Origin of the sequence: Kitasatospora sp. LaBMicrA B282, from assembly GCF_050325825.1 — a bacterium.
Lineage (GTDB): Bacteria > Actinomycetota > Actinomycetes > Streptomycetales > Streptomycetaceae > Kitasatospora.
This window is the reverse complement of the sequence record NZ_JBNQTI010000275.1, coordinates 1-7309: the sequence shown is the minus strand read 5'-3', so window position 1 is coordinate 7309 and position 7309 is coordinate 1. Positions and strand designations below refer to the sequence as shown.

The 7309-nt window shown below is 75.9% G+C and carries 4 protein-coding genes and 2 pseudogenes; 5 read left to right on the top strand and 1 reads right to left on the bottom strand.

Translation table 11 applies throughout. From position 1 onward, the window contains the following. Positions 1 to 123, bottom strand: a pseudogene (locus tag ACQRUO_RS37895) (protein-tyrosine-phosphatase); the annotation flags it as partial. Between ACQRUO_RS37895 and ACQRUO_RS37890 the strand changes: the two are divergent. From ACQRUO_RS37890 to ACQRUO_RS37870, 5 genes and pseudogenes are all read left to right on the top strand, one after another. After that, positions 120 to 2123 (top strand): annotated as a pseudogene (locus tag ACQRUO_RS37890) (DUF5682 family protein); the annotation flags it as partial. The pseudogenes ACQRUO_RS37895 and ACQRUO_RS37890 sit on opposite strands and share 4 nt — an antisense overlap. An 81-nt stretch (positions 2124 to 2204) precedes the next feature. Then, entirely contained in the window at positions 2205 to 3437 is a 1233-nt protein-coding gene (locus ACQRUO_RS37885; protein WP_428320729.1) for a VWA domain-containing protein, read from the top strand. A 267-nt stretch (positions 3438 to 3704) separates the two neighbouring features. Further along, on the top strand, positions 3705 to 4877 hold the full coding sequence (gene sucC, locus ACQRUO_RS37880) for an ADP-forming succinate--CoA ligase subunit beta (protein ID WP_428320728.1): 1173 nt from the start codon (positions 3705 to 3707) through the stop codon (positions 4875 to 4877). Between the two features lie 18 nt (positions 4878 to 4895). Then, positions 4896 to 5780, top strand: a complete 885-nt coding sequence (gene sucD / locus ACQRUO_RS37875) for a succinate--CoA ligase subunit alpha (protein ID WP_428320727.1) — start codon at positions 4896 to 4898, stop codon at positions 5778 to 5780. A 1184-nt stretch (positions 5781 to 6964) separates the two neighbouring features. Further along, positions 6965 to 7309 (top strand): cell division protein PerM (locus ACQRUO_RS37870; protein WP_428320726.1); only part of this gene is annotated, 345 nt, incomplete at its 3' end.

The window sequence follows — 7309 nt, the reverse complement described above, 5'->3', positions numbered from 1 at the left end:
CGCCAGCCGCCAGCCGCGCAGCGCGGCGGCCGCCCGGACCAGCGCCCGGGCCCGCTCGGTGACCTCGGCGTCGGTGCCGGCGCGGGGCAGGCTGGCCGGGTCTATCGAGCGGATCAGCCGGGTCCCATGCGGAGCCCGCCGGGCCGTACGCGGAGCTCGCCGGGCGGTACGAGGAGCTGCGCGAGGCGTACATGCGCCGCCGGCTCCGCGCCGCCCGGCGGGCCGGCCACCGCCGGATCGCCGTGGTCTGCGGCGCCTGGCACGTACCGGCGCTCGCCGCGCCCCGCCCGGCGAGCGCCGACAACGCGCTGCTCGCCCGGCTCCCGCGAAGACTGAAGACCGAGATCACCTGGGTGCCCTGGACCCATCGCCGACTGGCCCAGTGGACCGGCTACGGCGCCGGCATCGAGTCACCCGGCTGGTACCAGCACCTGTTCGACCGGCAGGCCGGCGTCGCCCTCGCGGGCGGCACCGGCCTGCCGCGTTTCCTGGCCCGGGCCGCCGGGCTGCTGCGCGCCGCGGACCACCCGGCGTCCGCAGCCCAGGTGATCGAGGCGGTCCGGCTCGCCGAGGCGCTGGCCGCGGTGCGCGGTCGCCCGGCCCCCGGACTGGCCGAGGCGCTGGACGCGGTCCAGGCGGTGCTCTGCGACGGGTCCGAGGCGGCGCTCGCCCTGGTGCGCGAGCAACTGGTGGTCGGGGACGCGCTCGGCCGGGTGCCGGCCGGCGCCCCGGCGGTGCCGCTGCAGCGCGACCTCACCCGGCTGCAGCGCACCCTGCGGCTCAGGCCGGAGCCGGCCGACCGCGAGCTGGGCCTGGACCTGCGCGGCGAACTGGACGCCGCCCGCTCGCTGCTGCTGCACCGGCTGCGGGTGCTCGGCATCGACTGGGGGACCGAGCAGGCGGGCCCGGTCGCCGCCACCGGCACCTTCCGGGAGAGCTGGCGGCTGCGCTGGGACCCGGAGTTCGCGGTCCGGGTGGTCGAGGCCGCCGCCTGGGGGACCACCGTCGAGCAGGCGGCGACCGCCAAGCTGGCGGACCGCGCCGCCGGCACCCGCCGACTGGCTGAGCTGACCCGGCTGGCCGAACAGTGCCTGGTGGCCGGGCTCCCCGGCGCGCTGCCCACGGTGATGCGCGAACTGGCCGACCGGGCCGCCCTGGACACGGACGCGGCCGCGCTGGCCGACGCCCTGCCCGCACTGGTCCGGGCGCTGCGCTACGGGGACGTCCGCGGCACCGACGGCAACGCACTGGCCGAGGTGGCGCACGGCCTGGCCGCCCGCCTCTGCGCCGGCCTGCCGGCCGCCTGCACCGGCCTGGACCAGGACGGCGCCACCGCGATGCGCGCCCGGCTGGACGCGGTGCACGGCGCCATCGCCCTCCTCGACCGCCGCCGTACCGGGGGAGGAGGAGCGGGCGGGGATACGGCGGGTGCGGGGAGCGGGCCTGACTCGGGGAGCCCGGCGGGCGTGGGAAGTGGTTCTGCCGGGATCCCCGGTACCCCTGGGGTTCCCGGCACCACCGGCATCTCCGGGACCCCCGGCGCCCACCCGTCCCACTCCGGGCCCACCCTGCTCGCCGAGCGTTGGGCCGCCACTCTGGCCGCGCTCGCCCGGCGTGAGCCGGGCGGCGGGCGCGGTCGGGGCGGCATGACCGCCGTGCCGGGGCTGCTGCGCGGCCGGGCGGTCCGCCTGCTGCTGGACGACGGTCGGCTCGACGCGGCCGAGGCGGCCCGCCGGTTGCGCCTGGCGCTGGGCACCGCGGGGCCGGCTGCCGACACGGCCGGGTGGATCGAGGGCTTCCTCTCCGGCGGTGGTGCCCTGCTGCTGCACGACCCGCAGTTGCTCGCGCTGCTCGACGGCTGGCTGACCGAGGTGCCCGAGGACGCCTTCACCGCCGTGCTGCCGCTGCTCCGCCGCACCTTCGCCGCGCTGGAGGCGGGCGTGCGGCAGACCGTCGGCTCCCGGGTGGCCGCCGGTCGCCCGCTAACCGCGGTCGCCCGACCCACCCCCGGCGCCCGGTACGACCGGGAGCGGGCCGACGCCGCGCTGCCCACCGTGCTGCGCCTGCTCGGCTGCTCCGCTGCCCCGCCGCCCGCCCACCCGGGCCACCGCAGCGCCGCCTGAAGCCGGCCCGCAGTACCCGCACCTCGGCCCCGCCTGCACCACGCCAGCCCCCGCCCCCGCCCGCCTCCGGAGCGCCCGCTGATGACCGATCACCCGACCACCCCTCACCTCCCCGCTCCCGCCCCTCACCTCCCCACCCCCGCCCCCGCCGACCGGGATCGGCTGCGGCGCTGGCGGCTGGTGCTCGGCGGCGAGGCCGACGGCACCGGGTACCTGCCGACCGGCCGGGACGCGGGCATCGACCGCGCGCTGGCCGCCCTCTACCGCGGCGCGCCCGAGCGCCCGGCCCCCGCGCCCGCCCGCGGGGCGGGTCGGGCGGCCGGCCTGGGGGCCAGCGCCCCGCAGCTGGCCCGCTGGTTGGGCGACATCCGCAGCTACTTCCCGACCCCCGTGGTCCAGCTGCTGCAGCAGGACGCGATCACCCGGCTGGGCCTGGAGCGGCTGCTGCTGGAGCCGGAGCTGCTGGCGGCGGTCGAGCCGGACGTGCACCTGGTGGCCACGCTGCTCGCGCTGCGCCACGCGCTGCCCGAGACCACCCGGCACACCGCCCGGCTGGTGGTCCGGCAGGTGGTCGCCGACCTGGAGCGCCGGTTGGCCGACCGGACCCGGGCGGTGCTGACCGGTGCGCTGGACCGCAGCGCCCGGGCCGCCCGGCCGCGCCGGCAGGACATCGACTGGGACCGCACGGTGCGGGCGAACCTGCGCAGCTACCGGCCGGAGCAGCGCACCGTGCTCCCCGAGCGGCTGGTCGGCTTCGCCCGGACCCGGCGGGCGGCGGCCAAGGAGGTGATCCTCTGCGTCGACCAGTCCGGGTCGATGGCCGCCTCGGTGGTGTACGCGGCGGTGCTGGGCGCGGCGCTGGCCTCGATCCGGACGCTGGCCACCCGGCTGGTGCTGTTCGACACCGCGGTGGTCGACCTGACGGAGCAACTCGCGGACCCGGTGGACGTGCTGTTCGCCGCTCAGCTCGGCGGCGGCACCGACATCGACCGTGCGCTCGCCTACTGCGCCTCCCGGATCACCCGTCCGGCGGACACCGTGGTCGTCCTGATCAGTGATCTCTACGAGGGCGGACCCCGGGGCGGGATGCTGCGCCGGGCGGCCGCGCTGACCGCCGCCGGGGTCCGGGTCGTGGTGCTGCTTGCGCTCGGTGACGACGGCGCCCCGGCCCACGACCGGGAGCACGCCGCGGCCCTGTCCGCGCTGGGCTGTCCGGTCCTGGCCTGCACCCCGGACGCGTTCCCGGAGCTGATGGCGGCGGCCCTGGCGAACCGGCCGCTGCCGTTGCCGGACCGCGGCGGGGACAGCGGGTGAACGGTGGGCGCGCGGAGCCGGGGACGCACCCGTTGTGACGGTTCTCACCCAAGCCGGGCCGCCGTGCGGCGGATGGGGCCCGTCCTGCGGGGATACCCTGCCAGACGGACGTGACGCGCGTGTTGATTGACGTGTGCGCCCGAGACCGCGTGGGCCGCAAGGCCGCAACTCTGCGTACCCGCACGGCCCCGACGACCCGCAGCGAAGATCCTGCCGTGGCACGCTCGTAGAGACACAATCCGCGACCACGAACAAGGACGAACACACGTGGACCTGTTCGAGTACCAGGCGAGGGACCTCTTCGCCAAGCACGGCGTGCCCGTGCTCGATGGCGAGGTCATCGAGACCGCCGAGGACGCGCGCGCGATCGCCGAGCGCTTCGGTGGACGTGCCGTCGTCAAGGCTCAGGTGAAGGTCGGAGGCCGTGGCAAGGCCGGTGGCGTCAAGCTCGCCGCCGACCCCGCCGACGCCGTCGCCAAGGCCGACGCGATCCTCGGTATGGACATCAAGGGCCACACCGTTCACAAGGTGATGCTGGCCCAGACCGCGGACATCAAGGAGGAGTACTACGTCTCCTTCCTGCTGGACCGCACCAACCGCACCTTCCTGGCCATGGCCAGCAAGGAGGGCGGCGTGGAGATCGAGGTCGTCGCCGAGGAGAACCCCGAGGCGCTGGCCAAGGTCGCCGTCGACGCGAACGAGGGCTGCACCGAGGCCAAGGCCCGCGAGATCGTCGCGGCCGCCAAGTTCCCGGCCGAGATCGCCGACCAGGTCGTCGAGGTCCTGCAGAAGCTGTGGGTCGTCTTCATCAAGGAAGACGCCCTGCTGGTCGAGGTCAACCCGCTGGTCAAGACCGGTGACGGCAAGATCATCGCGCTCGACGGCAAGGTCTCGCTGGACGAGAACGCCGACTTCCGCCAGGCGGAGCACGAGGCGCTGGTCGACCACGCGGCGGCCAACCCGCTGGAGGCGGCTGCCAAGGCCAAGAACCTCAACTACGTCAAGCTCGACGGTGAGGTCGGCATCATCGGCAACGGCGCGGGTCTCGTCATGAGCACCCTGGACGTCGTCGCCTACGCCGGTGAGAAGCACGGTGGCGTCAAGCCCGCCAACTTCCTCGACATCGGTGGCGGCGCCTCCGCCGAGGTGATGGCGAACGGCCTGGAGATCATCCTGGGCGACACCGACGTCAAGTCGGTCTTCGTGAACGTCTTCGGCGGCATCACCGCGTGCGACGCGGTCGCCAACGGCATCGTCCAGGCCCTGGCCCTGCTGGAGGGCAAGGGCGAGGCGGTCACCAAGCCGCTGGTCGTCCGCCTGGACGGCAACAACGCCGAGCTGGGTCGCAAGATCCTGACCGACGCCAACCACCCGCTGGTCGAGCAGGTGGACACCATGGACGGTGCGGCCGACCGTGCCGCCGAGCTGGCCAACAAGTAAGGAAGGGACTGAACAACAATGGCTATCTTCCTTACCGAGGACAGCAAGGTCATCGTCCAGGGCATGACCGGCTCCGAGGGCATGAAGCACACCCGCCGCATGCTCGCCTCCGGCACCAAGATCGTCGGCGGCGTGAACCCGCGCAAGGCCGGCACCACGGTTGACGTCGACGGCACCGAGGTGCCCGTCTTCGGCACCGTCGCCGAGGCCATGGAGAAGACCGGCGCCGACGTCAGCGTCATCTTCGTGCCGCCGGCGTTCACCAAGAGCGCCGTGGTCGAGGCGATCGACGCCGAGATCCCGCTCGCGGTCGTCATCACCGAGGGCGTCCCGGTGCACGACAGCGCCTCGTTCTGGGCCTACGCCGGCGAGAAGGGCAACAAGACCCAGATCATCGGCCCGAACTGCCCCGGCCTGATCTCCCCCGGGAAGTCCAACGCGGGCATCATCCCGGCCGACATCACCAAGGCCGGCAAGATCGGTCTGGTGTCGAAGTCCGGCACCCTGACCTACCAGCTGATGTACGAGCTGCGCGACATCGGCTTCTCCTCGGCCGTCGGCATCGGTGGCGACCCGGTCATCGGCACCACCCACATCGACGCGCTGCGCGCGTTCGAGGCCGACCCGGAGACCGAGATCATCGTGATGATCGGTGAGATCGGTGGCGACGCCGAGGAGCGCGCCGCGGACTTCATCAAGGCGAACGTGACCAAGCCGGTCGTCGGCTACGTCGCGGGCTTCACCGCCCCCGAGGGCAAGACCATGGGCCACGCCGGCGCCATCGTCTCGGGCTCCTCGGGCACCGCCCAGGCGAAGAAGGAGGCCCTGGAGGCCGCCGGTGTCAAGGTCGGCAAGACGCCGTCCGAGACCGCTCGCCTGGCCCGTGAGCTGATCAAGGGCTGACCCTCGGTCACCAGCTCCACCCGCGCCCCGGACCGGATCCCCGGTCCGGGGCGCGGTGCGTTCTGCGGGCCGGGCGGACCGAGTAGGCCGGGCGGGACGGGCTGGCCGAGTGGGCCGGCTGGCCCGAGCGGGCCGAGCGGGCCGGACGGGCCGAACGGGTCCCGCGGTGCGGGGCCGGGCCGCCCGGGTGCCGGCGGGGGCGACTGCGGCGGGGCGCTGTGGGCGGCCGGGTGCGGCGTCCTGGGCAGTGCGCCGCCGGGGTGGCACCAGAAGCTGTGCAGGCCGGGGGAGCCGGTGGCGGTGGCCGGGCCGGCGCTGCCGCTGGCCGCGGTGCTGCAGAGCGGGGGAACGGCCGGGTCGGAGTGGAAGAGGCTGGACGGGCCGTGGCCGTCCAGGGTGCTGGTGATCGCACCCGTGGTGGCGAGCACCAGCAGCCCGGCCGCCGCGGGCAGCGCGACCGCCTGCCAGCGGGCGGCGGCCCGGCGCTGCCAGGTGGTCTGCGGCGGCGGCCCGGCCACCGGGCAGCCGCGCTGGGCCGTCCGGTAGAGCAGGCCGCCGAGCCGTTCGGCGAAGCCGGGGGCCAGCGGGTCCGGGCCGAGCAGCGCGGGCAGCGCGCGGGCCAGCTCCAGGTGGGCGGCGTGCAGCCGGCGGGCGACGGCGGTGGTGCTGGCCTCGGCCTCGACGGCGATCGCCTCGGGCGGCAGGCCGAGGGCGTCGTGCAGCACCACGACCAGCCGGCGCGCCCGGCTCAGCCGGTGCAGCGCGGCGAGCAGCGCGCGGTCGGCCTCGGGGAGCCGGGCGGGGAGCCGCGTGGCCCGCCCGGGGGCGGCGGTCGCCGGGCGGCCGTGTTGCGGGGGCCAGGGGGAGAGCGCGGTCTGGAAGGCGCGGGTGCGCAGCCAGTGCGCGGGGTCGGGGTCGGCGGCCGGCTCGGGCCAGCGGTTCCAGGCGGAGTTCAGGGCCCGCCGGGTGGCGCGCTCGGCGGCGCGGCGGTGGCCGGCGGTGAGCAGGAAGGTCTGCTGGAGGAGCTCGACGTACGATCGTTCGTATAACTTCTCGTAGTCCGTCAGGGCGGGGGCGGGCGCCGCGAGCGGCGACTGAATCTGACGCATGATCAGATGATCGGGGACACGGCGACGGCGCGCTCCTGCACGGGGCAGGACGAGTGACGGGCGCACCATGAGCCCATGACGCACCCGCTGATCGGCCGCCCGCTGCCGCACGGGATCGGCGCACTCGCCGCCGGCCCGGCCCGGGCGGGTGCCCTGGCGGCGCTGCTCGGCCTCGCCGCGGTCGGCGCCCCGGTGCTGCTGCTCTGGGTGCTCACCGCCGCGCCGCAGGACAGCGCCGCCGACGCGGCCCGGCTGGCCGGTGCCCTCTGGCTGCTCGGCCACGGCGGCCCGCTGAGCCGGGGTGCCGCCGCCGCCCCGCTCGCCCTCACCCCGCTGCTGCTCACCCTCTGCTCGGTGCTGCTGCTGCGGCGCGCCGCGGCCAGGGCGGCGGCGCAGCCGGCGGCCCGGCCCGCCGCGGTG